Source organism: Streptomyces sp. NPDC042002 (genome assembly GCF_055588305.1).
Window position 1 is genome coordinate 1 of sequence record NZ_JBVJCT010000083.1, and the last position, 2,224, is coordinate 2,224.

General features: G+C 66.1%; 2 protein-coding genes. One reads left to right on the forward strand and one right to left on the reverse strand.

Annotated features, from left to right (window positions below):
* Nucleotides 1-482: 482 nt before the first annotated feature.
* Entirely contained in the window at nt 483-1,082 is a 600-nt protein-coding gene (locus tag ACZ6KY_RS42110) for a TetR/AcrR family transcriptional regulator C-terminal domain-containing protein (RefSeq protein ID WP_469315525.1), read from the reverse strand.
* 87 nt (nt 1,083-1,169) lie between these two features.
* Here ACZ6KY_RS42110 and ACZ6KY_RS42115 point away from each other — a divergent pair, with 87 nt between their 5' ends.
* Nucleotides 1,170-2,129 (forward strand): quinone oxidoreductase family protein, encoded by a 960-nt coding sequence (locus tag ACZ6KY_RS42115; RefSeq protein WP_469315526.1) that lies wholly within the window; start codon nt 1,170-1,172, stop codon nt 2,127-2,129.
* The last annotated feature ends 95 nt before the right edge of the window (nt 2,130-2,224 follow it).

The window sequence follows — 2,224 nt, forward strand, 5'->3', positions numbered from 1 at the left end:
AGAACCCCTCGACAAGGTTCATCGTCCCAGCTCAGAAGGCACTTTCGCGTTACCGCACAGAACCCGGCCCCACACCAAGTGAAACGGCGAGGTTAGGTCCGATGACGCGAGGCTGGGACTAGCAGCCACTGCTCACTCTGTGGCCGGGCACCTTATGCGCATAGGGCATCTCGGCAAGGAGGCCAGCCCGGAGGCTAGGGATGCATACCGGGAAGACCACCTCCGCGCCGGCCTGGTCGGTTCCCACGAACTCCCTCAGGGTTACACGTATGTCCGTGCCCACGAGCGAGGCATGTAGCCGGTTTGCTGGCAGCCGGGCCGTGCCCCAAGGCCGGGAAGTTAACATCTCGCGGACGGAACAGTCCCGCGCCGGTAGTCGGCGAGGGCGCTGGCGGCCCACAACGGGACCAGTCGCGGGAGTTCAGTGCGTGGGACGACCGCGCGCGCAGGAGCAATTGTCAAGACCTGTGGATCAATTGAGCTCACTGCAAGATCACTTCGAGGCTGTCACGGAAGAGGTCGTCGACGGTGCGGCCATCTTGGAAGTAGTCGGCGATTCCTGCGGTGATCGTGGGGTGGCGTGCGGCGAACGATTCGGCGTCGAAGTCATGGAGTGCATCCCGGTCTGGTGAGGGCGACTGCTCTTCCAGGACGTGGCCGATGATGAACCGCTGTAGGGCAAGCACGGTCAGGCGGGCCTGCCGCAGGTGCAGTCCTCGGCGGACGAGGGTGCTCATCGCCAGCTCCGAGACGGCCGCGAGAGTCGGTGACAGATGCGCGGCGGAGACGACCCGGGCGCCGTCGGGATGGGCGAGCATCGCTTCGCGCATGCGTTGCGCCACGACCGTCAGCCAGTCCCGCCAGGGTTCGTCCTCTGCCGGCGGGCTCAGCTCTGTGAGGTCTTCGAGGATGACCTCGGCCAGTTCGCTGATCAGTTCGGCCTTGTTGCGGATGTGCCAGTAGAGGGTGGGTGCCTGAACGCCGAGCCGCTGGGCCAGCTTGCGCAGGGTCACTGCGTCGAGCCCGCCTTCATCGAGCAGCGTGATGGCTTCAGCCACGATGCGTTGTTTGTCCAGTGCCATGATCTCCCTTCCCTGCACACCACTCTAACGGTGATAGGGTCGACCTCTAACGGTGTTAGAGACTAGGGGGTGGTGGAGGTGACCCAAATGAAGGCGGCGGTGCTGCACGAGATCGGCGGCATTCCCAGATATGAGGACTTCCCGGAGCCGGTCGCGGGTGACGGCGAGGTGGTCGTCGAGGTCAAAGCGGTCGCGGTGGAGAACATCGACAAGGCGACCGCCGCCGGGACACACTTCGCCAGCAGGCAGTTCCTGCCGCAACTGCCCGCGATTCCTGGCTTCGACGGGATCGGCGCCCTGCCGGACGGCACTCTCGTCGGGTTCAGCCAGCCACGGCCTCCCTACGGCGCCCTCGCCGAACGAACCGTGGTCGCGGAGAGCAGCATTGTTCCGGCGCCGGAAGGCGTCGACCCCGAGGTCGCTGTGGTGCTCGCCTCTGCGGTGACCGGCTTCGCCGGGAAGACCGCAGCCGACTTGACTCCCGGAGAGACGGTACTCATCCAGGGGGCAACCGGGGTGGCCGGCCGACTGACAGTCGAAGTCGCCCGGCTGCTCGGCGCCGGCCGGATCGTATGCACCGGACGCGATGACATCGCGCTACAAGAACTGCATGCCCTCGGCGCCGACACCGTGATCAACACCGACGTTTCCGACGAGGCCCTTATTCACGCATACGCCGGCGCGGCACCCGATGGCTACGACGTGGTGCTGGACTTCCTCTGGGGTCGCCCCACCGAGATGCTGCTGCGCGCGCTCACTCCCGAGAGACTCAAGACGGCCAAACCCACCCGGCTCGTGCAGATCGGCGAGTCGGCCGGTCCAGAGCTCACCCTCGCCGCCCAGAGCTTGCGCACCTCCGGCGTCGAAATCTGCGGCGCGAGCAAGAACCTGGACGCGGCTTCCCTCACGGACGCCTACAACCAAGTCGTGGCGTGGGCGCGCGACGGACGCCTCACCTTTGACCTGGAACACGTTCCGTTGAGCCAGATCGAAACCGCCTGGCAGCGAACCGACCTGCGAGGTAGAAGACTCGTCGTCACGCCCTAGCCTCGCCGTTTCAGTTGAGGATGATGGCTGGCTGCGCGGGGTCGTTTGGAGCGGTGTCGGTCGGTGGGCGTGGTGAGGGCCCGGCGCGGTGGGCC